22 protein-coding genes and 2 pseudogenes are annotated in these 25,285 nt (G+C 69.2%); 4 read left to right on the top strand and 20 right to left on the bottom strand.

Features of this window, described 5'->3' with window-relative positions:
* Positions 1 to 28 precede the first annotated feature (28 nt).
* The 6 genes from HUS23_00195 to HUS23_00220 all read right to left on the bottom strand — a co-directional run bounded on the left by HUS23_00195 (position 29) and on the right by HUS23_00220 (position 3,875).
* Positions 29 to 784, bottom strand: a complete 756-nt coding sequence (locus HUS23_00195) for an S-methyl-5'-thioinosine phosphorylase (GenBank protein ID QKT02376.1) — start codon at positions 782 to 784, stop codon at positions 29 to 31.
* Positions 781 to 1,338: a hypoxanthine-guanine phosphoribosyltransferase gene (locus HUS23_00200; GenBank protein ID QKT02377.1), complete on the bottom strand. Its 558-nt coding sequence runs from the start codon at positions 1,336 to 1,338 to the stop codon at positions 781 to 783. The genes HUS23_00195 and HUS23_00200 overlap by 4 nt, the downstream gene beginning before the upstream one ends.
* Before the next feature lie 10 nt (positions 1,339 to 1,348).
* Entirely contained in the window at positions 1,349 to 1,717 is a 369-nt protein-coding gene (locus HUS23_00205) for a DsrE family protein (GenBank protein ID QKT02378.1), read from the bottom strand.
* 183 nt (positions 1,718 to 1,900) lie between these two features.
* Complete coding sequence (nagZ, locus tag HUS23_00210) at positions 1,901 to 2,908, bottom strand: beta-N-acetylhexosaminidase (protein QKT02379.1); 1,008 nt, start codon at positions 2,906 to 2,908, stop codon at positions 1,901 to 1,903.
* Positions 2,909 to 2,919: 11 nt separating this feature from the next.
* Entirely contained in the window at positions 2,920 to 3,390 is a 471-nt protein-coding gene (locus HUS23_00215; GenBank protein ID QKT04900.1) for a L,D-transpeptidase, read from the bottom strand.
* Positions 3,391 to 3,401: 11 nt separating this feature from the next.
* Complete coding sequence (locus tag HUS23_00220; protein QKT04901.1) at positions 3,402 to 3,875, bottom strand: CYTH domain-containing protein; 474 nt, start codon at positions 3,873 to 3,875, stop codon at positions 3,402 to 3,404.
* A gap of 102 nt (positions 3,876 to 3,977) precedes the next feature.
* Between HUS23_00220 and HUS23_00225 the strand changes: the two genes are divergently transcribed.
* Complete coding sequence (locus tag HUS23_00225; GenBank protein QKT02380.1) at positions 3,978 to 4,973, top strand: zinc-dependent alcohol dehydrogenase family protein; 996 nt, start codon at positions 3,978 to 3,980, stop codon at positions 4,971 to 4,973.
* Between the two features lie 35 nt (positions 4,974 to 5,008).
* Here the strand turns inward: HUS23_00225 and HUS23_00230 are convergent, their stop codons facing one another.
* The 11 genes and pseudogenes from HUS23_00230 to HUS23_00280 form a co-directional block, all read right to left on the bottom strand.
* Complete coding sequence (locus HUS23_00230; GenBank protein QKT04902.1) at positions 5,009 to 5,872, bottom strand: dienelactone hydrolase family protein; 864 nt, start codon at positions 5,870 to 5,872, stop codon at positions 5,009 to 5,011.
* Positions 5,873 to 5,975: 103 nt separating this feature from the next.
* Positions 5,976 to 6,455, bottom strand: coding sequence for a hypothetical protein (locus tag HUS23_00235; protein ID QKT02381.1), 480 nt, complete (start codon positions 6,453 to 6,455; stop codon positions 5,976 to 5,978).
* Between the two features lie 392 nt (positions 6,456 to 6,847).
* Positions 6,848 to 8,263, bottom strand: coding sequence for a uroporphyrinogen-III C-methyltransferase (gene cobA / locus HUS23_00240; protein ID QKT02382.1), 1,416 nt, complete (start codon positions 8,261 to 8,263; stop codon positions 6,848 to 6,850).
* Between the two features lie 31 nt (positions 8,264 to 8,294).
* A complete protein-coding gene (locus HUS23_00245) occupies positions 8,295 to 10,958 on the bottom strand; it encodes a molybdopterin-dependent oxidoreductase (protein ID QKT02383.1) in 2,664 nt (887 codons plus the stop codon).
* Entirely contained in the window at positions 10,955 to 11,287 is a 333-nt protein-coding gene (gene nirD, locus HUS23_00250) for a nitrite reductase small subunit NirD (protein QKT02384.1), read from the bottom strand. The genes HUS23_00245 and nirD overlap by 4 nt, the downstream gene beginning before the upstream one ends.
* Entirely contained in the window at positions 11,284 to 13,746 is a 2,463-nt protein-coding gene (locus tag HUS23_00255; GenBank protein QKT02385.1) for an NAD(P)/FAD-dependent oxidoreductase, read from the bottom strand. Before HUS23_00255 ends, nirD begins: the two co-directional genes overlap by 4 nt.
* Positions 13,743 to 14,543 carry an ABC transporter ATP-binding protein gene (locus HUS23_00260; protein ID QKT02386.1) on the bottom strand — a complete coding sequence of 267 codons (801 nt, stop codon included), beginning with the start codon at positions 14,541 to 14,543 and terminating at the stop codon, positions 13,743 to 13,745. Before HUS23_00260 ends, HUS23_00255 begins: the two co-directional genes overlap by 4 nt.
* A 25-nt stretch (positions 14,544 to 14,568) precedes the next feature.
* The gene (gene ntrB / locus HUS23_00265; protein ID QKT04903.1) at positions 14,569 to 15,483 is read right to left on the bottom strand and encodes a nitrate ABC transporter permease; all 915 of its coding nucleotides are present in this window, start codon (positions 15,481 to 15,483) and stop codon (positions 14,569 to 14,571) included.
* A 44-nt stretch (positions 15,484 to 15,527) separates the two neighbouring features.
* Positions 15,528 to 16,817 (bottom strand): ABC transporter substrate-binding protein, encoded by a 1,290-nt coding sequence (locus tag HUS23_00270; protein QKT02387.1) that lies wholly within the window; start codon positions 16,815 to 16,817, stop codon positions 15,528 to 15,530.
* A 413-nt stretch (positions 16,818 to 17,230) separates the two neighbouring features.
* Positions 17,231 to 18,522: pseudogene (locus HUS23_00275) on the bottom strand (nitrate- and nitrite sensing domain-containing protein).
* Between the two features lie 295 nt (positions 18,523 to 18,817).
* The gene (locus HUS23_00280; protein ID QKT02388.1) at positions 18,818 to 19,396 is read right to left on the bottom strand and encodes a hypothetical protein; all 579 of its coding nucleotides are present in this window, start codon (positions 19,394 to 19,396) and stop codon (positions 18,818 to 18,820) included.
* A gap of 241 nt (positions 19,397 to 19,637) precedes the next feature.
* On the opposite strand from HUS23_00280, the gene HUS23_00285 reads away from it, so the two are divergent.
* The 3 genes from HUS23_00285 (at position 19,638) to HUS23_00295 (ending at position 22,718) form a co-directional block, all read left to right on the top strand.
* Complete coding sequence (locus HUS23_00285) at positions 19,638 to 20,531, top strand: phosphate ABC transporter substrate-binding protein (protein QKT02389.1); 894 nt, start codon at positions 19,638 to 19,640, stop codon at positions 20,529 to 20,531.
* Between the two features lie 183 nt (positions 20,532 to 20,714).
* Positions 20,715 to 21,725, top strand: a complete 1,011-nt coding sequence (locus HUS23_00290) for a substrate-binding domain-containing protein (GenBank protein QKT02390.1) — start codon at positions 20,715 to 20,717, stop codon at positions 21,723 to 21,725.
* Between the two features lie 591 nt (positions 21,726 to 22,316).
* Positions 22,317 to 22,718 (top strand): hypothetical protein, encoded by a 402-nt coding sequence (locus HUS23_00295; GenBank protein ID QKT02391.1) that lies wholly within the window; start codon positions 22,317 to 22,319, stop codon positions 22,716 to 22,718.
* A gap of 40 nt (positions 22,719 to 22,758) precedes the next feature.
* On the opposite strand, the gene HUS23_00300 is transcribed toward HUS23_00295, so the two are convergent.
* The 3 genes and pseudogenes from HUS23_00300 to HUS23_00310 form a co-directional block, all read right to left on the bottom strand.
* Positions 22,759 to 23,175 carry a DUF1178 family protein gene (locus tag HUS23_00300; protein ID QKT02392.1) on the bottom strand — a complete coding sequence of 139 codons (417 nt, stop codon included), beginning with the start codon at positions 23,173 to 23,175 and terminating at the stop codon, positions 22,759 to 22,761.
* Positions 23,172 to 24,510 (bottom strand): annotated as a pseudogene (rlmD, locus tag HUS23_00305) (23S rRNA (uracil(1939)-C(5))-methyltransferase RlmD). The gene HUS23_00300 and the pseudogene rlmD overlap by 4 nt, the downstream one beginning before the upstream one ends.
* On the bottom strand, positions 24,510 to 25,283 hold the full coding sequence (locus HUS23_00310) for a 3'-5' exonuclease (protein ID QKT02393.1): 774 nt from the start codon (positions 25,281 to 25,283) through the stop codon (positions 24,510 to 24,512). The pseudogene rlmD and the gene HUS23_00310 overlap by 1 nt, the downstream one beginning before the upstream one ends.
* Positions 25,284 to 25,285 lie beyond the last annotated feature (2 nt).

Here is a 25,285-nt window from a genome sequence, read left to right on the forward strand (position 1 = left end):
GCAGTCACACGCGCGGCACGACGCCGCCTCACATGCGAGGAATAAGTGCGCCGAGCAGGCTGCGGACCTCTTCCATGCCGCGCTTCAGGTAGCGGTCGATCTCTTCCATGGTGATCTCCCCCTCCCCCTTGCCGGCCGCCCAGTTGGCGACCACGGCACAGGACGCATAGCAGAGGTTCAATTCGCGTGCGAGCGCCGCTTCCGGCATGCCCGTCATGCCGACCATGTCGCAACCGTTACGTTCCAGGCGCACGATCTCAGCGGCGGTTTCGAGGCGCGGCCCCTGCGTAGCGCCATAGGTGCCTCCCTCCACCACCGCGAGCTCCGCCGCCTGCGCGGCCGCGACCAGCTGGCGCCGCAGGGCCTCGCAGTAAGGCTGCGTGAAGTCGATGTGCGTGACCGAGGTCAGGCCCTCGTCGAAATAGGTCTGCACCCGCGACCAGGTGTAGTCAATGATCTGATCGGGAAACACCAGCGTACCGGGCACCATGTCCGCGCGAATGCCGCCCACCGCGTTGACCGCCAGCACGTTGCCCACGCCGGTCTCCTTGAGGGCCCAGATGTTGGCGCGGTAGTTGATCTTGTGCGGCGGGATGGTATGGCCGTAACCGTGGCGCGCGAGGAATACCACATTGCGGCCGCACAGCGTGCCGTGCGTGACCGGGCCGGACGGTTCGCCGTATGGGGTGTGGATCATCTCTCGCCGGGTGATCTCCAACGCGTTGATCGAGGTCAGTCCCGTGCCGCCGATGATGGCGAGTTCCGGCCGTTCGTCCTTGCTCATTCGTGGTCCTCGTGTACGGCATAAATGCCCGGCACGTTGCGCAGGTAGCCCTTGTAATCCATGCCGTAGCCGAACAAATAGCGATCCTCGGTTTCCAGGCCGACGAAGTCGGCGGCGCGCGGGTGCTTGCCCTCGCGTCGCTTGTTGATCAGCACGGCGCTGTAGACTTCGCGCGCGCCGGCGCGCTCGCAGGCCTCCAGGATAGCCGCCAGGGTGATGCCCGCGTCGTGGATGTCATCCACCACCAGCACCACCCGATCCTGCAGCGAATTCGTGGGACGCACGCGCCAGTCCAACTCGCCGCCGCGGGTGCGGTGGCCGTAGCGCGTGGCGTGGATATAGTCGACCTGCAACGGGAAGTGCAGGCGGGTAAGAAGATGGCCGGCGGGAATTACGCCGCCGGCCATGACGCACAGTATCAGTGGATCCCGCTCTCCGAGACGAGCGGTGATTTCCGCCGCCAGACGGTCGAACGCGCGCTCGACCTGCGCCTGCTCGTAGAGACAGTCGGCGGCCTCGTAGACCGCCCACGCCTGCTGTGCGCTGACTGCCATGCCGAACGACTTAGTAGGTGAAGGTCACCGTGTCGTCGTCCATCGCCTGGCTGATGACGTACGCGCCGCCGACGGTCTCGTCGATCTCGGGGATCAGGTCGTCGCCCCACAGATCCAAGGTCGGGGTGCAGACCTTGAACACCACGCCGGCTTCGTGCGCGTCCTTGATGAAGTCGTACACGCTCTTCGGGCTGCCTTCTTGCACGAACAGGTTCTCGGCCACGCCCTTCTTGGCGAGCTCACCGGCGCGGCCGGTCATGATCACTTCGACATCGAATTCCATCGCCGCGGCAACCGTCGCCTGGAAGAACGGCGCACCCAGCTCGGAACCGTTCTTGGGGTCCGTGTTCACCATCACAATCATCAGCTTATCAGCCATCTTTCGTCTCCAGGTTTGGGTATTAGATGCGGGGTGGCCGCGCGCTGGGCCGCTGAAAGCGGTCGATTATAGGCCTGCCGGCCGTCGGCGCCAAGATCATCATTTTAAAATACGGTAATAAAGCCAGACACACCCTCCGACGTGGCATTGCCGGGCACGCGCCAACGCATCGCGCCGGAGACCTCAGGCCAACGCCTCGGCCGCCGCGTACCAGCTTTCTGCCGCGCGCAGGTCGGCCAGTTCGAGCTCCGGCCCCGCACCATGCAGGCGCTCCAGGCGCTTGCTGAGCGCTCCATCGGAGCGCCCGCCCAGCCCCTCCACCACCTCGACGGCGGCGGGCCGGTTGTTGCACACCAACACCATGTCGCACCCGGCGGCGAGCGCCGCCCGCGCGCTATCGAGATAGCCGCCCGCGACACGGGCCCCCTCCATGTTCAAGTCGTCGCTGAACACCACGCCGTCGAAGCCGAGGCGCCCGCGCAACACCTCCTGCAGCCAGAACGGCGAGAAGCCCGCCGCTTCAGGCGCGGCCTGTGAATAGACCACGTGCGCGGGCATCACCCCGGCGAGGGCGCCCGCCAGGCGCTGAAAGGGAATCAGGTCCGCCTGCGCAATCTCATCGAACGGGCGCGTGTCGACCGGGATCGCCAAGTGCGAATCGGCCGCCACGCCGCCATGGCCGGGAAAGTGCTTGCCGACCGCGATGGTGCCGGCCCGCTGCAGGCCGCGGATGCAGGCCTCCGCGAGCTGCGCCACCGTTTCCGGCTGGGCATGGAAGGCGCGGTCGCCGATGACGTCGCTGATGCCGCGGTCGAGGTCCAGCACCGGCGCGAAGCTGAAGTCCACGCCCACGGCGCGCAGCTCCGCGCCAATCATCCAGCCGAGCGCCTCGGCGAGCGCCAGGCCCTCGGCCGGGTCGCGGTCGTAACGCTCGCCGGCGCGGCGCGCGGCCGGCAGGCGCGTGAAGCCCTCCTGGAAGCGCTGGATGCGCCCCCCCTCCTGGTCCACCGCCACCAACAAGGCCGGGTTGCGCACGCCATGGATGGCCGTCACCAGCTCGCGCACCTGGGCCGGCGACTGGTAGTTGCGCGCGAACAGGATCACGCCGCCGACCGCCGGGTGACGCAGCAGCTCCACGTCCTCGTCGCTGAGCGCGAGGCCCTCCACATCCACCATTACCGGTCCCAGCATTGCCTCTCCCATCACGCTTCGATCAAGACCTCGGTGCCGACGGGCACCAAGTCGAACAGGCGCATCACGTCCTCGTTGCGCATCTTCACGCACCCGTGCGACGAAGGCACGCCCATCGGGTGCTCATCCGGGCACCCGTGGATGTACACATAGCGGCGCATGGTGTCCACGCGCCCGAGCCGATTGCGCCCCGGCTCCAGCCCGCTCAGCCACAGGATGCGCGTGAGGATCCAATCGCGGCCCGGGTGGGCTGCACCGAGCGCCGGGCTGTACACCTCTCCGGTGGGGCGGCGTCCGACGAACACGGTGTTCGGCGCGCAGCCGGCGCCGATCTTGGCGCGTATCACGTGCCGCCCGCGCGGGGTACGCTCGCTGCCAAAAGTCTCGCCCGCCCCGTTGCGCGCGGTGGCCACACGCACATCGAGCAGCACCTCATCGCCCTGCCGGCAAACCAGGCGCTGCGCAGCGAGGTCGACATGGATGCGGCGCGCGCTCACCCTGCGCTCCAGTCCTTGTACGGATGCGTCACCAGACACACATTGTAATAACGTGCATCGTGCGAGACCTCCTCGCCCAGCCAGGGCGGATGCTCGAAGGGCTCGTCCTCGTGTTGCAGCTCGATCTCCGCCACCACCAGGCCGGCGTTATCGCCCTCGAACACGTCGATCTCCCACAGATGCGCGCCGTGGCGCACGTGGTAGCGGCGTTTCTCGATTAGCGCGCCTTCGCACAGCGCGAGCAAGGCCTGCGCCTCGTCCACGGGGATCGGATACTCGAACTCGCTGCGCCGCACGCCGAGCTGCGCGCTCTTGATATTGAGATTGGCGGACTCGCCCGCGATGCGCACCCGCACCGAGGCCCTGCCCGGTTCGCACAGATAGCCCTGGCGATACGCCGCGCCGGCGTCGGCGCCCGCGCGCCAGCGCTCGTCGCGCACCAGGAATTTTCGTTCGATCTCGACCGCCACCTCGGCCACCCACGTTCACGTCGCCAAAGCGTAATATGATACCAACATCCCCTCGGCACACCCGTGCCGGGCGCGCGTTTTGCGCAGGCTTCGGAGGCAGACATGAAGGCGATCGTCATGACCACGGCGGGCGGGCCGGAGGTGTTGCAGCCGCGCACCCTGCCCAAGCCCCACATCCAGCGCCCCAACCAAATCCTGGTGCGCCTGCGCGCGGCCGGCACCAACCCGGTCGATACCAAGCTACGCAGCCGCGGCACCTACTTCCCCGACCGCATGCCCGCCGTGCTCGGCTGCGACGGCAGCGGCGTCGTCGAGGCCTGCGGCCCGCAGGTCGCGCGCTTTCGCGTGGGCGACGAAGTCTATTTCTGCGCCGGCGGCATCGGCGACGAACAAGGCACCTACGCCGAGTACGTGGTGCTGGACGAGCGCCATGCGGCCATCAAGCCGGTCTCACTGAGTTTCGCCGAAGCGGCGGTGGCGCCGCTGGTGGCGATCACGGCCTGGGAATCGCTGCACGACCGCGGCCGCATCGGCGAGGGTATGCGCGTATTGATCCACGGCGGCGCCGGCGGCGTCGGCCACGTGGCGATCCAACTCGCCCGTGTGGCGGGCGCCGCCGTCGCCACCACGGTCGGCAACGAGGAAAAGGCCGACCTCGCGCACCGATGGGGCGCGGAGCACGTCATCCATTACAAGCACGAGGACTTCGTGCAGAGCGCGCGCGCCTGGACGAACGACCAGGGGGTCGACCTTGCGCTCGACACGGTGGGCGGGGCCACCTTCGCGGCCACGATGGCGGCGGTCAAGGTCTACGGCGACGTGGTGACCCTGCTCCAACCGGCCGAGATGGACTGGAAAGAAGCGCGCCTGCGCAATCTGCGCGTGAGCTACGAGCTCATGCTCACGCCCATGTACTACCAGATGGAGGCCGCGCGGGCCTATCAGGCCCGCATCCTCGAGCAGTGCGCGCGCCTGTTCGATACCGGCCAACTGCGCATCCACCTCGGCGCCACGCTGCCGCTCGGCGAGGCAGCCGAGGCCCATCGGCGCATCGAACGCGGCCACCTCGGCAAGCTCGCTCTGCTGATGGACGACTGAGCCCGCCGCGTGTTGCGACGAGCCCTGCCCGGGGATCAGTCGCCTTGCGTGAGGTGCTCGCGAAGGAAGTCCGCAGTACGCACGATCGCGTCGCGCGACGCCAGGTCATCGGCGAAGGTGCGGGTGGGCGGCGCGCGAAAATCGAAGGCGCGGCCCACGCCCGGGTACTCCACCAGGCGCACCGGCCGACCGGCGGCCTCCAGGGTGGTCACCGACATCTCGATCGAGCGCTTGCGCTGATACTGTTCGTGCTCGCCCACGAACACCAGGAAGGGAATGGTGAGCTCGCCGATCTCGGGCGCATGCCGGTAGACCTGCATCGGCTCGGGCGCGTTGGGATCCTGCAGGTGCGGATAAAAGGCCACCATGCAGCCCACACCGTTGTGTTGACGCTCGTGCGTAACCGCCGCCTTGAGCGTGTAATAGCCGCCGCGGGTGATGGACACGAAACACACCTCCGGTCCCTGCACGGCCTCCAGCTCGAGCGCGAAGTCCACCGCCGCGGCCAGATCTTCCTCCAACTGGTAATCGTGCTCGATGGGCATGGCGGCAATGAAACGCCCCGAGTACAGATCCGGCGCCACCACCGTGAAGCCGCGCGCCGCCAGGCGCTGGACCTGCATCTGCGCCAGGTCGTCCAGCCCGCGCCGGCCGTGCACCCACACCACCCCCGGGAACGGCTCCTCGCCCTCGGGGCGCACAATCAGGGTCGGCACCTCCACGTCCTCGTGGGTATAGCTGGACCATTCCTGCGTGACCCTGTGGTTCTGCGGCTGCGGCAGTTGTCCTTCGTACCACCATGCGCTGTCCAGCCACCAAGGGTCGCCGCCCTTCTCGGCCGCCGCGGCGACGGGCGCGAGCAGCAGCAAGGCCAGACAGGGGATCCAGAAATAACGCATATGCATGCTGGCGCCTCTTTGAACAGTGGGACCTGCAACCCATTGTGGGTGCTCGCCCGCGACCGAACAAGCCGTACCACCCGACGGCGAAGCGCGCGCGCGCTCAGCGGCCCTCGACGTCGAAGTGGAACGGGACCACGCGCACCGCGTCCGGCCCCTCGAGGATGAGTTCGGCGCTCCAGGTCATGCGGCCCGTGACGCACACCGGCAGCGTCCCCTCCCCGACATACCGGCCCGCCCCCAGGGATTGCAGGCGCACCCGGTTGTGCCCCATGTACATGTCCACGCCACTGAACGAGACCGCCGCCGCCTGCACCGGCACACCCTCCACCTGCACGTCGATGTCGAGCGGCTGCAGGGCACGGATGGGGCGCGGGGCCAGGGTGAGCGTCACGCTGCCGCCGTCGACCGCGCTCCGGCAGGGCCCGCGGTGCAGGTCGCACGCCTCGGCCGTGACGGGTTCGACCTCGACCAGCGGCTTGCCGTGCACGGGCACTTGCTCACGCAGCCACCAGGCACCCAGCAGGCCGCCCAGCATGAGCACGATCAACAGCCCGAACAGCCAGATAAAGGAGCGAGGCACGCGCGGCGATTCCAGCGAGGACAAAGGCACACGCTAGCACACGGCGCGAGGGCGGCTCCACCGCGCGCGTTACCAGGTTCGCGCGCGTGCGCGCCACCAACGGTGCGCCAGCGCCAGGGCATCGATCGGGCTCGCCGCGCGCCCCAGCGCGCAAGGCGATGGCCGCCGTGCCGACCACCGCAGCCTCCCCGTAGGATCCCGCTCCCGGCCAGAGCCGACGCAGGGCGCCAACCTCCACACGCGCCGGTTTCAGGTGGCGCAAGCCGCCGGCGATGCCTCACCCGCCGGTAACGCGCCCATCGCGGCCTCGGCCTCCGCCGCGCTAAGACCACGGACCCCGCGCTTGCCGCGGCCCAGGGCCTGAATGCAGGCATGGATGTCGGACGCGACGCTCACAGCGTGCCGACCGCGCGTACCGGATCGCGCGCGGCGCCGTCCGTCGCCCGAGCATTCAGCGCCTCACGCAAGCGGACCACCTCCCCCACCACCAGCAACACCGGTGCGTCGGCATCGAGGCGCTGCGCGAGCTGCGGCAATTCGACCAACGGGGCGGTGATCACGGTCTGCGTGGGGCGCGTGCCGTCGGCGATCAAGGCCGCGGGGGTCGACGCGGACAGACCGTGCGCGACGAGCTGCGTGCATAGCGTCCCCAGCACCGGGCGGCCCATGTACACCACCAGGGTCTGGCCACGCTGTGCCAGCGCGCGCCAATCGAGATTCAACTCCCCGTTACGGCCGTGCGCCGTGACGAAGGTGCAGGCTTGGGCGCTGCCCCGGTGAGTGAGCGGGATCCCGGCCAGCGCCCCACAGCCGTTGGCGGCGGTGATACCGGGCACCACCTGAAACGGGGTCGCGGCCTGCACCAGGGCCTCCATCTCCTCGCCGCCGCGCCCGAACACGAAGGGGTCGCCACTCTTCAGGCGCAGCACGCGCTTGCCCGCCTGCGCCAGTTCGATCATGCGCGCGTTGATTGCCGCCTGGCTCATCCCGCGCCCGCCGGTGCGCTTGCCCACATACACGCGTTCAGCGTCGCGGCGAACCAGGTCGAGCACCTCGGCGCTCACCAGCCGGTCGTACAACACCACGTCGGCCTGTTGCATGAGGCGCAGCGCGCGCAGCGTCAGCAGCTCCGGGTCGCCCGGCCCGGCCCCGACCAGGTACACCTCGCCGCGCGCCGGTTCCTGGTCGCGCAGCAACGCCTCGAGCGCGCCCTCGGCGTCGGCGTCGCGGCCCGCGAGTACGTGCTCCACTACGGGGCTGTCGAACACGCGCTCCCAGAAGCGGCGGCGCAGGGGTGCGGGCAGTACGGCCTTCACGTGGGCGCGGTAGCGCGCGGCCAGGGCCGCGAGGCGCCCGTAGCGCGGCGGCAGCAGCCGCTCGATGGCGAGCCGCGTGCGCCGCGCGAGTACCGGCGAAGCGCCGCCGCTCGACACCGCCACCACCAGCGGGCCGCGCTCGACCAAGGCCGGCATGACGAAGGCGCTCGCCGGCCCGTCGTCCACCGCGTTGGCCCACACCCCGGCCTCGGCGCTCAGGCGCGCGATATGCCGGTTCAACAGCGGCTGATCGGTGGCGGCGATCACCAGCCGATAGCCGTGCACGTCGGCATCGCGAAACCCGCGCGCGACGTGCACCAACGCGCCGCGCTGCGCACACGCCGCCAAGTCCTCGCCCAGTCCCGGCGCGATCACGGTGAGCCGCGCGCCGGCGGCGAGCAGCCGCTCCGCCTTGCGGGCCGCGACGGTGCCGCCCCCCACCACCAGGCAGGGTGCGCCTTTCACATCGACATACAACGGCAGGTAATCCATGTCTCCCCCTCGCTCCGAGCCGGTCGCAGCACTAGACCGGCGCCACCGCGGCCGCATCCAGCGCGGCCGCCCCTTCCTCCGCCCGCGCGTGGCTGCGCAGCAGGCGCACCAGCTCGCCCCGGCAGGTCCCGCAGGCGCCGCCCGCGCCGGTGCGTGCCGCCAGGGCCGCGAGGTCGCACGCACCGGCCTGCAGCGCCTGCGCGATCGCGCCCGCGTGCACGCCGGCGCACGCACACACCAAGGCCCCCTGCCAGCGCGCATCGCCCGCCGCCGCGCCCAACAGCCGCAGCGCCGCCTCCGGCGCCACCGGGGCGCCGAGCTGCTGCGCGAGCCACGCCCGCGCCGGCAGGACGTCCCAGCGGGCATCGACGCACAACACCAAGCGCACCCGACCGCGTTCGAGACACACCCAACGCTCGCCCTGCGCATCGCGATAGCTCAACCAGCGCTGGTCGGTGTGCGGCGCCACCAGGGCCTGCGCGAACGCCTCCCACGCGCCCTCGGCGGCGGTGCCGGCGAGCTCGTAGCGATAGCCCGCGCGCAGCCGACTCGCCGCCCAGTACACGCCGTCGGGGAACACCAGTGGTTCGGTGGCGAGCGCGAACCCGTGCCACCGCGCGGCGACGCGCTCGAGCCGCACCCGCGCGTGCTTGAGCGCCGGTTGCCCGGAGACCGGATCCACCACGGCGGCCACCGCCGCATTCACCGCGCCGACGTTCCCCCAGGGCGCGCTCCAGTGCATCGGCAGGAACACCGTGCCGGGCGGCACGGCATCGGCGACCGCCACGCGCGCGACCACCGAGCCGGCGGGTCCGCATAGGCGTGCCAAGTCGCCTTCGGCGAGGCGCCCCCGCGCCGCATCGTCGGGATGCACGCTCATCCGCGGTTCCAGCTGGTGAGCGCTCAGGCGGGCGCACAGCGCGGTGCGCGTGAGGGTATGCCAGTGGTCGCGCGTGCGGCCGGTGTTGAGCACCACTTCGGTGCTATGCAATGGGAGCCGTGCGGGCGCATCGGTCGCCACCGGCACGAAGCGCGCGCGCCCGTCGGCGGTCGGGAACTGCCCCTGCGCGAACGGGGCGCCGCCGGTGCTCAGCGGCCAACGCGTGGGCGCCAACTGCTCGTAGTCGGCATCGCTGAGTCGCGCGAAGGGGCGTATGTCGAACAGGCGGCCCGGCGCGCCGCTGAGGCGCGCATGCTCGCGGAAGATCTGCGCCGGGCGCGTGTAGGGAAAGGCGTCGTGATAGCCGAGCCGCTGGCCGACACGCGCCAGCGCCCACCAGTCGGGCCGCGCCTCGCCGGGCGCCGGTAGGAATGCCCGCTGGCGCGAGATGCAGCGTTCGGAGTTGGTCACCGTACCGTCCTTCTCCCCCCAGGCCAGCGCCGGCAGCGCCACGTGTGCGTAGCGCAGCGCTTCGCTGCGTCGGCTGACCTCGGAGACGACCACCAGCGGGCAAGCGCGCAGCGCCCGGCGCACGCGCGCCGTATCCGGCATGGAGACCAGCGGATTGGTGCCCATGATCCACAGCGCCCGCACCCGACCGTCGGCGACCGCCTCGAACAGGTCCACCGCCTTCAAGCCCGGGCGCTCGGCCACACGCGGCGCCCGCCACAGGCGCTGCACCTCGGCGCGCGCCGCGGGCGAGAAGTCGCGGTGGCCGGCGAGCTGCGTGGCGAGGCCGCCGACTTCGCGCCCGCCCATGGCGTTGGGCTGGCCGGTGATGGAGAACGGCCCCGCCCCGGCGCGCCCGAGGCGCCCGGTGGCGAGGTGGCAGTTGATGATGGCGTTGACGCGGTCGGCCCCGCGCGCCGACTGGTTGATGCCTTGCGAGTACAGCGTCACGGTGCGCCGGGTGCGCGCAAAGCGCCGGTAGAAATCGATGACCTGGTCGGTGCCGAGGCCGGTGGCGGCCGCCACCGCGGCGACGTCGGGCGCCTCCTCGCGCGCCGCCGCCAGCGCGTGCTCGAAGTCGCGCGTGTGCGCCGCGATATAGCGCGCGTCGAGATGCCCGTGCGCATGCAGGTAGACCAGCAGGCCGTTGAACAGCACCGCGTCGCTGTCGGGGCGCAACGCGAGGTGCCCGTCCGCCTCCTCCACGGTGGCCGTGCGACGCGGATCGATCACCCACACTTCGGGGCCACCGCCGCGCTCGGCGCGCGCCTGCAGCAGCCGTTGATGCACCACCGGGTGGCACCAGGCGAGGTTGGAGCCGACGATCAGCACCAGCTCCGCCTGTTCCACATCGCGGTAGGACACCGGCACCACGTCCTCGCCGAAGGCGCGCGTCTGGCCCGCCACGGCCGCCGCCATGCACAGGCGCGAGTTGGTGTCGATATTGGCCGAGCCGATGAAGCCTTTCATCAGCTTGTTGGCGACGTAGTAATCCTCGGTCAGCAACTGACCGGAGACATAAAACCCGACCGCGTCGGGGCCGTGCCGCGCGGCGGTGTCGCGCAGGCCCGCCGCCACGGCGTCGAGCGCCGCCTCCCAGCCGACGCGTTCGCCGTGCAGGGTCGGATACAACAAGCGCTCCTGCAAGCCGAGGGTGTCGCCGAGGGCCTGGCCCTTGCCGCACAGCCGCCCGGCGTTGGCCGGATGCGCGGCATCGCCGCGCAGCGCGAGCCCCTCGGGCCCCCGCTGCGCGACCAGGCCGCAACCCACGCCGCAGTACGGGCAGGTGGTGCGCACCTCGCTCATGCGCTGGCCTTGTGCAACAGGCCGGCGAGGTCGAGCCACACCCGGCCCTGTTCCACCCGCACCGGCACGCGCGCGGCACAGCCCTTGTCCGGGGCGACCGCCTGCCCGGTGGCCAGATCGATGCCCCAGTTGTGCAAGGGACAGGTCACCGTGCGCCCGTGCACCATGCCTTGCGACAGTGGCCCGCCCTTGTGCGGACAACGGTCCAACAGCGCGAACACCTCGTCGCTCGCGGTGCGAAACACGGCCACATCCGCCGCCGGGGTGCGCACTACCCGGGCGCCCAGCTGCGGGATCTCCGCCACATCACCCAAACAATGCCAGCTCATACGCGTTCCTCCATGTCCAACGGTTCGAGGGGGGTGAATTCCCGGCGCGCGGCATCCTGCACACGCTCTTGCCAGGGGTCTTTCTGCGCGTAGCGTTGCGCGCGCAGGAATCGCTCGTAGTAGCGCTTGCGCTGGGCGGGGTCGTCGACCACCGCCGCCTTCACGGCGGCGAGCCCGTTGCGCTCGATCCAGTGCGCGGTGCGCTCGAGGTAACGCGCCTGCTCGCGGTACATCTGCAGGAAGGCGCCGGCGTACTCGAGCACCTCGGCGGGCGTGGCGACCTTGCACAGCAGCTCGGTGCCGCGCAGCTTGATGCCGCCGTTGCCGCCGACGTGCAGCTCCCAGCCCGAGTCCACCGCGATGACGCCGAAGTCCTTGATGGTCGCCTCGGCGCAGTTGCGCGGGCAGCCGGAGACGGCGAGTTTGACCTTGTGCGGGGTCCAGCTGCCCCAGGTCATGCGCTCCAGGGCGATGCCCATGCCGGTCGAGTCCTGGGTGCCGAAGCGGCACCATTCGGAGCCCACGCAGGTCTTCACGGTGCGCAGCGCCTTGCCGTAGGCGTGTCCCGAAACGAGCCCGGCGCGGCCGAGTTCGTCCCACACCGCGGGCAGGTCGTGCTTGTGCACCCCGAGCAGGTCGATGCGCTGGCCGCCGGTCACCTTCACGGTGGGCACCTTGAAGCGCTCGGCGACGTCGGCGATAGCGCGCAGCTCGGCCGGCGTGGTGATGCCGCCCCACATGCGCGGCACGACCGAATAGGTGCCGTCCTTTTGGATGTTGGCGTGTGCGCGCTCATTGATGAAGCGCGATTGGGCATCGTCGGTGTAGCTCTCGGGCCACGCCACCAGCAGGTAGTAGTTGAGCGCCGGACGGCAGCGGTGGCAGCCGTCTTCGCTGCGCCAACCGAGCGCGTCCATCACCGCGCGGATGCTGTTGAGGCCCTGCGCGGCGATCTGCTCGCGCACCGCGTCGTGGCCAAGGTCGGTGCAGGCGCAGAGCGGCGGGTCGGCCACCACCTCCTGCGCCCGCCCGGTGACGCTCGCGAGCAGTTCCTGCACCTGTCCGGTACAGGACCCGCACGACGACGAGGCCTTAGTATGCGCGCGCACCGCCTCCAGGCTGTCCAGCTTGCCGGCTTGAATGGCGGCCACGATGGTGCCCTTGCACACGCCGTTGCAGCCGCAGATCTCGGCATCGTCCGGCAAGGCCGCCACGCCGCCGCCCTCGCCCGCCGGTTCGGTGGGACCGAAGGCGAGCGTGGCGCGCAGCGGCGCGAGGTCGGTCGCCTCGCGCAACAGGCGGAAGTACCAGGGGCCGTCCCCCGCGTCGCCGTACAACACGGCGCCGCGCAGCCGGTTGTCGCGCAGCACCAGCTTCTTGTAGATACCGCGGCCCGGGTCCTGCAGCACGATGGTCTCGTCACCCGCCGCGGGCTCGAATTCGCCCGCCGAGAACAGATCCACCCCGGTGACCTTGAGGCGGGTGGCGGTCGCCGAGCCCTCGTAGCGCGCCTGCACCTCGCCGGCCAACTGCGCCGCGCAGACCTTGGCCTGCTCGAACAGCGGCGCGACCAAGCCGTAGCTGATGCCGCGGTGCTGTACGCACTCGCCGACGGCGTAGACATCCGGTGCCGAGGTGCGCAGCTGATCGTCCACCAGCACACCGCGCTCGCAGGCGAGCCCGGCGCTGTGCGCCAGCGCGGCGTTGGGTCGTATGCCGACGGCCATCACCACCAGGTCGGCCGGCAGCTCACGCCCATCCTCCAACGCGACGGCGCGCACCCGACTTTCACCTGGGCCCTCACCCAGCAGCGCCGTGGTACGCGCCTCCAGCGCGAAGCGCAACCCGTTCTGCTCGAGGTGTCGGTGCAGCAGCGCGCCGGCGGCGGCGTCGAGCTGACGTTCCATCAGCGTCGCGCCGATGTGCACCACCGTCACGTCCATACCCTGACGCGCGAGCCCGTGCGCGGCCTCCAGGCCGAGCAGGCCGCCGCCGATCACCACGGCACGGCCGCCGCGGCGCGCCGCCCGCTGCATCGCCTGCACGTCGGCGATGTCGCGAAAGCTCACCACGCCCTCGAGTTCGACGCCGGGCACCGGGAGGATGAAGGGCTCGGAGCCCGTGGCGAGCAGCAAGCGGTCGTAGGCCTCGCTGCTGCCGTCCGCCAGAGTGCAACGGCGCGCGCCAAGATCGAGCTGTTCGACACGCACGCCCTTGCGCAAGCGCACGCCGTGCTCGGCGTACCAGGCCTCGCTGTTGAGTTCGATCTGGTCCAGCGATTTCTCGCCCGCCAGCACCGGCGAGAGCAGGATGCGGTTGTAGTTGACGTGCGGCTCGGCGCCGATGACGGTGATGTCGTATGCATCCGGCGCGCGCGCGATCAGTTCTTCGATGGTGCGCATGCCGGCCATGCCGTTGCCGACCAGCACCAGACGGGGTTTGCGTTCGCTGCTCATCACGCCGCCTCCGCTGCCGGGTTGCGATGGCGCTCGTGCAAAAAGCGGAGCACCTCGCTGCGGTAGTGGTTGTACTGGGGGTTGTCGGCCATCGCGAGGCGCTCGCGCGGGCGCGGCAACTCGATCTGCAGCACCTCGCCGATGGTGGCGGCCGGGCCGTTGGTCATCATGACGATGCGGTCGGAGAGCAGCACCGCCTCGTCCACGTCGTGCGTCACCATCAGCACGGTGTTGCCGAGCTGCGTCTGGATGCGCATCACCTCGTCCTGCAGGTGCGCGCGCGTGAGCGCGTCCAGCGCGCCGAACGGCTCGTCCATCAGCAGGACCTTGGGCTGCATCGCCAGCGCGCGCGCGATCCCCACGCGCTGTTTCATGCCGCCGGAGATCTCGTCGGGGCGCTTGTCGAGCGCGTGCCCCATGCCGACCATCTCCAGGTGGTGCACCACCCACTCGCGACGTTCGGCCGCCGACTTGGTGCCACGGAAGGTCTTGTTCACCGCCAGCGCCACGTTGTCGCGCACGGTCAGCCATGGCAGCAGCGAGTGATTCTGGAACACCACGCTGCGGTCCGGGCCGGGCCTACTCACCTCCTTGCCGTCCAGGATCACCGCGCCGCTGGTGGTCTCCAGCAGCCCTGCCACGATGTTCAGCACGGTGGATTTGCCGCAGCCGGAGTGGCCGATGATGGCGATCACCTCGCCGCGATCGACCTGTAGGTTTACCTCGCGCAGCACCTCGGTGGCCGCGGCGCCGGCGCCGAAACGCTTGTGCACGTTCTCGATGGAGAGATAGCTGGTCATGATGTGCCTCCTTGTGCGGTATCAGTCAGCCTTGTTGGGTGCCGTGGGTGACCCACTTGCCGGCCAGGGCCACCAGGCGGTCGAGGATGAAGCCCACCAGGCCCACGTAGATCAGCGCGAGCACGATGTCGCTGAGCATCGAGGCGTTCCACGCATCCCAGATGAAGAAGCCGATGCCGACCCCGCCGATCAGCATTTCCGCCGCCACGATCGCCAGCCAGGCGAGGCCGATGCCGATGCGCAGCCCCGAGAAGATGTAGGGCGCGGCGGCCGGCAGCATGATGCGGGTGAAGTACTCCACGCCGTTGAGGCGCAGCACCCGGGCGACGTTGACGTAGTCCTGGGAGATGTTGCGGATACCGACCGAGGTGTTGATGATGATCGGCCAGATCGCGGTGATGAAAATGACGAAGATGGCGGAGGGATTGCTGTCCTGAAACGCGGCCAGCGAGATCGGCAACCAGGCCAGGGGCGGCACGGTGCGCAGCACCTGGAAGATCGGGTCGAGCCCGCGCATCGCCCAGGTCGACTGCCCCACCAGGACACCGAGCGCGATGCCCGCGACCACCGCCAGCAGGTAGCCGTAGGCGACGCGCTCCAGGCTCGCCAAGAGCTGCCACGCCATGCCGACATCGTTGCCGCCGTGGTCATAGAACGGATTGACGATCAACTCCCAGGTATCCGTCACGACGAGTGACGGGGGCGGTAACGTGGCCCCCGGGGAGGATGCGAGCATCTCCCACATGAGCAAAAAAACGGCGGTCACGATGAGCGGCGGGAGCATGGTGCCGGCCAGATGGCGCAGGCGCTGCCGCCAGCGGCTCGGTGGCGGGGGCGGCGCACCCGCGGCGGCAGCCGGCGCCGCGGCAATGGCCGGCGCCTGCGGCGCGCGGCCACGCTCGGGACGCGAGGGGGTGACGGTGGAGGCCGTAGCGGACATGGTGGGCTCCTCGGTCGGCTGGGCGACGGACGGCGCGGGGCGGGTCATGACGCGATCCGCTTGATCGCCAGGCTGTCCAGATACGCCTGGGGGTTGTCCGGATCGAAGGTCTTGCCGTCGAAGAAGGTCTCGGTGCCGCGCGAGGTCGACGCGGGAATCGCCTGCCCATCCACGCCCAGCGCCTGTGCCGCCTCGCGCCAGATGTCCTCGCGGTTGACCTCGTCGACCAGCGCCCGGGTGTCGAGCCCGGCCGGCAGGTAACCCCAGCGAATGTTCTCGGTCAGGAACCAGAGATCGTGGCTCTTATACGGATAGGAGGCGTGGTCGTTCCAGTAGCGCATCTGTGCTGGATGGTTCTCGACCACGCGTCCGGTGCCGTAGTCGAAGTTCCCCTGCATACGGTCGATGATGTCGGCGTAGGGCGCATGGATGTAGCGGCGCCGCGAGCAGATCTGGGCGACCTCTTCCTTGTGCGCCGGATCCTCGCAATACATCTGCGCCTCCATGATCGCCATGGTCAGTGCGCGCGCGGCGTTCGGATGCGCCTCGACGTAATCGGCGCGCATGGCGAAGGCCTTCTCGGGGTGGTTGTGCCACAGCTCGCCGGTGGTGTTGGCGGTGTAGCCGATCCCCTGATTGATGAGCTGCATGTTCCAGGGCTCGCACACGCAGAAGGCGTCCATCGACCCGACGCGCATGTTGGCGACCATTTGCGCCGGCGGCACCGTGATGGTCGCGATATCGCGATTGGGATCGATGCCCGCCGCGGCCATCCAGTAGCGGATCCACAAATCGTGCGTGCCGCCGGGGAAGGTCATCGCGGCGCGCACGTCCGCGCCGCGCTTACGCTTCCCGGCAAAGACCTCACCGAGCCCGCTGGCGTCGGTGCCCACGGCCAGCTCCGCATACTCGCGCGCCACCGAGATGCACTGCCCGGCGAGGTTCAGCCGCGCGAGGATCGCCATGCGCGTGTTGCCGCGGTGATGAATCAGGTACGGCATCGGCGTGAGGATGTGCGCGCCGTCGATGCCGTTACGGCGCGAGCCGAGCTCCAGATTGTCGCGCGTGGTGCCCCAGGACGACTGCTTCTCCACCCGCACGTCCGACATGCCGTGCTTGGCGAAGAAGCCTTTTTCGAGCGCAATGAACAGCGGCGCGGCATCGGTCAGCGCGATGAACCCGAGTGTCGCGCGTGTCGTCTCCGGCTTGGCGCCGGCGGCGCGGGCGAACCCCCAAGGCGCCAGTCCGCCCATGCCGACGGCGCCCACCCCGGCTGCCATGGCGCCGAGGAATCGCCGGCGCGACATGCCCTTGCTTCGATCGTCTGTGCTCATCTGTTCTTCTGTCCCCTTGGCCGTTCATGAAAGGTCTGAATCGATCAGACCTTCCTCAGAAAAAAGGCGCCGCATCGCACGGAGCCGCCTACGCAGCCCGGCAATGGACGCCTTTGTCCAGGTCCCCGTCCGCCACCCGCGGGTGTTCGGAGGGTCAGGAGACGAACCGCCGTTGGATCGTCTTGCCCATGAGGTTGCAGATCACGTGCCAACTCATGGATCGCGCACAGGCCATGCCGCCGCGCGGCATAAGTGCCCGTATTGCGTGGCGGGTTCGCTCCACAGCGCGAACATTTCGTGATGAGTGACGGCGCAAGGCAGGGTCGGCGGCGGCCGGGGGCACCAGCCTGGGGCGTGGCGGGGCCCCGGCGGGCCAGGCTGGTGCACGGTGCGGCGGACCGGTCTCCCGGCCGCTAGCGCAACAGGTCGGCCATGGCCACGGCGGCCTCCGCCACTTCGACGAGGCGGCGATTCTGCTCCATCGCGGTCTGGCGCAGGAGCTTGTAGGCCGCGTCCTCGGACAGCCCCCGATGGCGCATCAGCAGGCCCTTGGCGCGCTCGATCACCTTGCGCTCGGCGAGCGCAAGACGCGCCGCATGTAACTCATCCTCCATCGATTGCAGGCGGCCGGCTTGGCGTTGCACGAGCTCCATCACCGAGTGCGCCACGATCGGCAGGTTGAGGATCTCGTCGCGGACCTGGCCGGGAGGAACCTGGGGCTGGGCATCGAAAAAGACCGCATACGGCACGGCGTCGCGCAGCTCGGTGGCGGTGCGCTGCGCAATGCGCTCGCGCACCGCCCCAGATCCGCCCGACAGGCCGCGATACGCGCCGCGCAGCAGCGCCCGAGGTGCCGCTCGAGGCGGTCTTCGATCGCGCGCATGCCATCGATGAGCGCGGTGGTGCAGTCGAACCACTCGCCGAGCAAGGCGGTCATCGCACCGCATGACGATGGCGAAGATGGCGTACAGGCGCGGCGACGCAGGCGCTCCACCGCTGCCCACTCGGGCACGCGCTGTAGGCGCTCCCAGGCGGCGCGGTCCTCCTCCGCGACGAACACCAGAAAGGTGGCAAAGCAGCGCCCCTGGGCATCGATGCGATGCACCAAGGCCTGCCGCTGCTCGGCTTCGAACCCGCCGGCGCCGAAGCCGGCCGCCCCAATGGCGCGCTCCTGCCCGGCCAGTTCCTTGCCCTGCATAAAGTTCAGCAGCGCCACCAGGGCGCGGGAGACGTCCGGGTCGGTGGCGGCGTCGGCCGCCTCGACGACCGCCGCCAACAGGCCGCGGATCAGGTCGCTGTAACGGTGCATTGCGGCCATCGGAAGGATCGCCCGTTCCGCCACTTGCGCGCGCAACGACGCCAGCGCCGACAAGCCCTGCAGCGCCAGCGCCACGCGCGCCAGCAGGCGGCTCTGCGCCTGCGCGCAGGCGCCCGGCTGCAGCCAGCCCGCGAGTTCCTCCGCGAACGCTCCCAGCGCGGCGTCGGCCGCCTCACGCGCGTGACGCAGGCGTTGGGCGTAAGCCTCGCCGCACGCGCTCAAGTGGAGCGTGGAGATACCGCGCTCGAGTTGGAGTTGATGGACCAGGGCGCGGATGCGGCCCACCAGGCGCACCGCTGCCTGCAACTGCTCCAGGGCAACCAGTTCGCACCGGCGCGAGGCCAGCAGCAGATCGCCGACCGTTTCTTCATACGGGAGAGCCTTCACGTGCTTGTCGTCCCCTTCTCCGCCCGCCGATCGGGCATGCACCGAGAAGAGAGAAGCACGCGACGTGCCAGGCGCCGGTGGGGGCGCGAGAGGCGTGCGATGCCGCGGGCGGCGCGGGACGATGCCGCGGCGGCGCCGGGTGATGGTGCGGGCGGCGCCGAGTGATGCTGCGGGCGGCACCGAGCCAAGGGGAGGAAGGCGTGCCGCTATTTCGGGCGGAGAAGCTCCGCCCCTCCGCGGGACCCGCTCCAGGAAGGGGCCTGCCCCATTCCGAATGGATTGTGTCAGACCGTAATCAATGCGGACGCCCGCTGCTCATATCCTCGAAGAACTTCATCGCCTTCTGGAGAGCGAACTGCGGCGCCTCGGCCATGCTGCGTTCCTCCGTGGGGGGCGCAACGTCGATGTAGTACTTGCGCATGGCGAACACATGTAAGGCGAGGTCCTTGATGAACAGCGGGTTCAGTTGCAGGAAGTAGTGCGCCAGCGCCACCACCGCACGCGCGGTACGCTCGGCCTCGCCCTGCGGCAGGTGTAGCTCCAACTCGGGCCAGCCACTCGCCTGCGGGACCACGTTAAGCACGTGCACCGCCTCCATGCCGGCGGCCCCGCCCTCTCGCACCGCGAGGTCGGGAACGACGGTCGATGCCCCGTCCGCGGCAAGCGCCGCCGGGTCCTCGAAGATGCGGGCAATCACCTGCGCGGCCCAATCCTCCATGGTGCGGCGCAGCCACTCGCCCTCCGGACGCTCGGCCAACACGTGGAGCACCGCCGTGTAGAACTGGTCCCACACCCAGATCTGCTCGTGCTCCGGCAGCGCCTCGTCGCTGATCACCTGCGCCTGCGCCGCCGCCTCGAATCCCACCGTAATCATCGCTCGTCTCCACTCGTGCTCGCATCGTCCGCGCCGGCCTTGCCGGCAGGCGACGGGCCGGGCACGCATGATCGCATATCCGCGTAGCCGACGGCACGCCGTCCCAAGGACCGCCCGTCCGCGATCGCGCTTCCATTCCGGTATATCCGTATATTAGAATCTGCCCGCTCTCTAGCCACCCGAGCCGCCACGACGACTTCGTGAGGGCTCGGGCCACTAAGAACAACCAACGGCGGCACGAATGACAACGATAACCTCGCGCAAACCCTCGCTGTTTCTTGGCACCCTGCTGGGCGCTCTCATCCTGGCCGCACCCCTCGCTGCGTCCGCCCAGGACCAGGAGCAGCTTATCTGGGCCGGCTGCACCATCACGCAGAATGCCTTCATGAACGAGATTGCCGCCGCCTATGAGCGCAAGACGGGCGTGGCGGTGGTGCTCGAAGGCGGCGGCGCCACGCGCGGCATCCGCGCGCCCGCCCGGGGCGAGGTGCACGTCGGTGGCTCCTGTCGCATGACCCTCCCGAACCTGGACCAGTCGGAGCTGTTCGTCACCTCCCACCCCGTGGCCTGGGATGCACTCACCTTCATCGTGCACCACGACAATCCGGTCCAGGGGATCACGCGCGAGCAGGTGCGCCGGATCTACCTCGGTGAGATCACCAACTGGCAGGAACTGGGCGGACCGAACGCTCCCATTCACTTGTACGCCACGCGCTCCAAGGTCTCCGGCGTCGGTTATGCCAAGCGCCAATACATCTTTCAGGACACCGAGATCGACTTCGTCACCGACCACTTCGTGGCGGGCTCCGACCAAGTGGAGACCTCGGTACAAAAGGACACGCTGGGCATCGGCGTGACCGGCGTGAGTAGCGCCCGGCGCCTCGAGGGGGTGAAGATCCTCGCCCTGGAGGGCGTCTACCCCACCTATGAAGCGGTGCGCGACGGCAAATACGACCTGTACCGCCCGCTCTACCTGAACACCTCCGCGGCCCCCACCGGGCACGTGAAGGGGCTGGTGGACTTTGCTAACTCCGAGGAAGGGCGCCGGATCATGCGCGAACAGGGCACCGTACCCTACCGCGAGGCCCTGCACCTGATGTCCAAGTTGACCATCTACGGCTTCGGCATGCACTGACCGTCCTCCGGGGCAGGGACGCCCCAACGCATTCATTCCCCGCCGCCCACAGCGCCCGGCGCGGCCGCCTGCGCCCCGGGTTTAGCCGTGTAAGCCTTTCCTTACACGCTGCGTCCGTATTATGCTGTCCCCGTCAACGTCCGGCGGAACACCGTTCGGACAGGGCGCACGAAGTGCCCTGAAGTGGTTAAGCGCCTGTGCATCACGTACAGGGAGGCGGTGACGCCTCGTGCGACGCCAAGGATCGGCCCACGCACGACCCGATCATTCAAGAACAAACAAACGGCGGCGGGCATGACAGCAAAATACAGCAACTCAGCCATCGGCTGGCTTTCCGGCATCCTTCTGGCAACGTCCACAGCGCTCCTCGCGCCCTCTCCGGGCCAGGCCCAGGACCAGGAACAGTTGCTTTGGGCGGGCTGCACCATCACCCGCAACGCATTCATGAACGAGCTCGCGGCGGCCTACGAGCAGAAGACGGGTGTGGCCGTCGTGCTCGAAGGCGGCGGCGCGACGCGCGGCATCCGGGCGCCCTCCAAGGGCGAAGTGCATGTCGGCGGCGCCTGCCGCATGTCACTGCCCCACCTCGACCAGTCCGAGTTTTTCGTGACCATGCATCCCGTGGCCTGGGATGCGCTGACCTTCATCGTGCACGAAGACAATCCGGTCTCCGAGATATCCACGGATCAGGTCCGCCGGCTCTACCTCGGCCAGATCACCAACTGGAAGGAACTCGGCGGCCCCGATGCACCGATTCACCTGTACGCCACCCGCTCCAAGGTATCCGGCGTCGGCTACGCCAAGCGTCAGTACATCTTTCAGGATGCGGACGTGGATTTCGTCTCCGACCGTTTCGTGCAGGGCTCGGTGCATGTCGAGAACAACGTCCAGAAGGATCCGCTCGGCGTCGGCGTAACCGGCGTCAGTAGCGCGCGTCGCCTGGAGGGCGTGAAGATTCTAGCGCTCGACGGGGTCTTCCCCACCTACGAGGCGGTGCGCGACGGCCATTACGACCTCTACCGGCCGCTATACCTCAACACCTCGTCTGCGCCCACCGGTCACGTGAAGGGCCTGGTCGAATTCGCGAGTTCGGAGGAAGGCCGCCGCATCCTGCGCGAGCAGGGCACGGTACCCTACCGCGATGCGCTGCACCTGATGTCCAAAATGACCATCTACGGCTTCGGGGTCCAGTAACGCCCGCCCCAAGCAGCGGCCGGGGCCGTATCGCCTCGGCCGTTTTTTTATGCTCTCGCGCATTACCGGAGAAGGCCGCACGGAGCTTCAGGAAGAGGTGCTCCTCGTCGCGGTAGCCATAGGTTATGCGCTTGATCACCTTGATCTTGTTGTCGATTCTCTCTAATGGCGTAGGCGCGGTACCAGCTCGCACGGCGCATGGCGGTACGCCCAGAGACGCTTGAGATCCTCGTTCAGCCCATAGTCGGTCATCAGCGGCTGATTGACCGCCCGCAGTTCGTAACATCCCCGCGCTCGTCCTTCGTCGCATCGCTCTCGTCGTCACGACCTTCGGCCGGGGCCTCGGCCACGTTCAGCAGCTTTTCCAGGGGGGCGCCATCCTGCGTACCCCACCCTCCTGTTACGCCGCGACACCCTGCTCGCGCGCACCCGCAGCGGCCGTCACGAGCTTGCTCTGCGCCGCTCGGCTCATGGCGTGTACGGCCTGCAAGGAGACGGCGCGCTGGAGGGGTTTCGGCCGCAGTTCGGTAGCCTCGCCTGCGCCACACTATGCTCAAGGAGTGCCAGGAACCGATCCCCAAGGAGGGTCTGATGCGACAGCTGCCGGATGCAATCCAAAAGGAATACGTAGCGCTACTTTCCCGCGCCGTGGAGTCCCTACAGCAGGAAGGCTATGAGGATCTGCACGTCGACGGCCTGGCCGGGTATCCGGACCCCGCGCCGCTCACGGTCCGGGTGCTCAACGCGCCAATCGAACCGGATCTGACGGCGCAGCGCGCCGAACAGGCCCCCCTAGTCGGCTTCGTGGAGGTCTCCACCGACCTCAGCATCGAGGACACCGGTCGGCGATGGCAGTGGATCCAGGCGCACTGGCTGCCTGAACACGGCGGAAGCCTCGCGGTGTTCGTGCATCCGGAAGACGAACAGCGTGCGCGCGAGATCGCTCGCCGCTGGCATCTGGACGAGGACGTGGTGCGGCCGCTCAGCAGTTGAGGGGAATCGGCCGCCCCGCGGTACCGCGCAGCCACGCAGGCTAGTTGAGCTTGTCAGGATTGGGAGGCAGCGGCAGCACCGGTACACCCTCCTCCGTCAGCGACTTCACCTCTTCCGCGGAAGCCTGACCGCGAATGTTGCGGTGCTCGGTCTCCCCGTAATGGATGCGGCGCGCCTCCTCGGCGAAACGCTCGCCCACGTCTTCGGAGGAGCGTTCGGCGAGCTCGCGCACCTTGCGCAGAAGCTCCGCGACGCCGCCGCCCGCAGTGTCTGGCACCGGTCGCGCGCCCTTACCGGTGTTGATGCGCGAGGGCGCAGGCACACGTCGCACGGCCCCCGCCTCGCAAACCGGACAGGTGAGCAGGCCCTCGCGCAGCTGACGCTCGAAATCCTGCGCACCGGCAAACCAGCCTTCGAATCGATGGCCGTCCGCGCACGCCAGATCGTACACGATCATCTTGCGCGGCCCGTGCGCTCGAACACGGCGATCGACTCCACGTGGGCGGTATGGGGAAACATATCCATCACACCGGCGCGGACCAAGCGGTAACCGTATTCGTGGACCAGCACACCGGCATCGCGTGCCAGGGTCGCGGGGCCGCACGACACGTAGACGATGCGCTGTGGCTTCAGCGCCGCGATGGTTCCGAGCATCTCCAGCGCACCGGTACGCGGCGGGTCCAGCAGCACCTTGTCGTAGGGCCCGGTCCGCCACGGCGCGTCCGCCGGGGGCGCGGCCAGATCGGCCGCAAAGTACGTAACCCGGTCGGCGAGCCCGTTGGCCTCGGCATTGGCGCGCGCGCGCCACCAACCCGGGCTCGCCCTCCACGCCCACCACCTCGGCGCCGCGCCGGGCCAGCGCCAGAGTGAAGTTGCCCAGACCGCAGTACAGATCGAGCACGCGTTCGCCCGCCTGAACGTCAAGCAGCGCGACCGCGCGCGAGACCATTTGGCGGTTGATGTCGGCGTTGACCTGCGTGAAATCGGTCGGCAGAAACCCGATCTCGAGGTCGAACTCGGGCAGCCGATAGCTCAGTCGCGCCTCGGGCGGTGCCAGCGCATAGGCGGTATCGGGACCGCCCGGTTGAAGGTAGATCTGCAGGCCCGTGGCCTGCGCATAGTCGCGCAGGCGGCCCTCGTCCTCGGCGGGCAGGGGCTGCAGATTGCGAAACACCAGCGCGGTGGCTTCGTCGCCCACCGCCACCTCGATCTGCGCGATCTGGGCGCGCACCGTCAGCCGGCCGATCAGTTCTCCGAGCTCGGCCAGCCGCTCGCCCACCGAGGGATGCAGCACCGCGCAGCGTTCCAGTTCGGCCAGCAGCGCGCTGCTACGCTCGCGAAAGCCCACCAGGACGCGGCCCTTCTTCTCCACGTAGCGCACGCCGAGGCGTGCCTTGCGCCGGTATCCGACCTGCGGCCCGCGTAGCGGCGGCAGCACCTCCGCCGGTTCCACCTTGCCGATGCGGCGCAGGTTCTCGAGCAGGGTCGCCTGCTTGGCCGCCACCTGTGCGTCGGGCGCGAGGTGCTGCAAGGCGCAGCCGCCGCACAAACCGAAGTGCGCGCAGGGCGGCGCCACGCGCTCGGCCGCCGGTTCCAGCACGGCCTCGACGAGGGCCTCGTCATAGCTGCGCTTGCGTCGGAGGTAGCGAAACCGTACCTGCTCCCCGGCCAGGGCGCCGTGCACGAACACGGCCTTGCCGTCGATGTGCGTCACGCCGCGCCCATCATGCGTAAGCGACTCGATCCGAGCGACCACCGGCTCGCTCGGCAGCGACTTGCGGCGGCGCCCCATCAGGCTTTCCAGGCGGTGAGAAACTGATCCAGGTGCGCTTTGCCTTCCTTGGCCAGCCCCTCGCGCACGACCTCGCACTCGCGCGCGTAGCCCTCCGCGGTAAGGCGCCCGCGCATGAGCTCGAAGCGCAGGTAGACCAGGTAGGTGTTGAGCACATCGGTCTCGCAATAGTTGCGGATGGCCTCGATCTCGCCGCCCTGGAAGGCGTCCCACACCTTCGCGCCGCTCATGCCCATCTTGCCGGGGAAGCCCATTAGGGTGGCGATCTCGTCCAGCGGCGCGTTGGCGCGCGGCTGATACGCGGCCAGCACGTCCATCAGGTCGGTGTGGCGCGCGTGGTAGCGCGACAGGTAATTGTTCCAGCGAAAGCTGGCGTCCTCCTCGCCGGTCTCCCAGTAGCGCGGCGCGCTCACGCCGTGCAGCAGCGCCCGGTAGTGCAGCACGGGCAGATCGAAGCCGCAGCCGTTCCAGGACACCAGCGTGGGGGTGAAACGGTCCAGGCCGTCGAAGAAGCGCTGCACGATCTCCCGCTCCGGTGCCTGCGGCTCGCCTAGGGACCAGACTTTGAAGGTGTCGCGGGTACGCAGCACGGCGGAGATGGCCACGATGCGGTGCAGGTGCAAGCGCAGAAACTCCGAGCCGCCGGTCTCCTGGCGCCGCCGGTGGAACATCACGCTGGCGACCTCCGCGTCGCTGAGGCCCTCCAGCTCATACAGGCGCCGGCCGCCGTCGACGTCCGGCACCGTCTCAATATCGAACACGAATACGTTCATGA

Source organism: Ectothiorhodospiraceae bacterium 2226, assembly GCA_013348725.1.
Lineage (GTDB): Bacteria > Pseudomonadota > Gammaproteobacteria.